The 436-nt window shown below is 59.9% G+C and carries 2 pseudogenes; both read right to left on the reverse strand.

Going from position 1 to position 436, the window contains the following annotated elements:
* Positions 1–98 (reverse strand): annotated as a pseudogene (folP, locus tag A3754_RS28795) (dihydropteroate synthase); the annotation flags it as partial.
* Positions 99–104: 6 nt separating this feature from the next.
* Positions 105–436, reverse strand: a pseudogene (locus A3754_RS00215) (ATP-dependent metalloprotease); the annotation flags it as partial.

The following is a 436-nucleotide window of genomic DNA, read 5'->3' on the forward strand; positions in this document are numbered from 1 at the left end:
TCGGAAAAGGAGTCGGGGGTCACATTGAGGATCCCCATAACGACAGGCGCGGACAGGTCTAGTGTCCGCGCCCCACAGCTAAGCGTTGTTGGATGCATCATGAATCAGTGCGTGTTGGCAGGCCCACCAATGGGGTCGTCACCGGACGGCTGATCACCATCGCCGGAGGCGGCGGCACCGTTACCCGGACCCTGATCACGCCAGTCTTTTGGTGGGCGAGGCTTATGGCCGCCCATGATGTCATCGATCTGCGCCGCATCAATGGTTTCGTACTGCATCAACGCATCCGCCATCAGGTCCAGCTTGTCGCGGTTGTCTTCCAGGATCTGCTTGGCGCGCCCGTAACAGCCATCGATGATGGCCCGCACTTCACGGTCGATTTCTTCTGCAGTCTGCTCGGACATATGCTTGCGCTGCCCCACCTGCTTGCCAAGGA

Source organism: Alcanivorax sp. HI0083 (assembly GCF_001635175.1).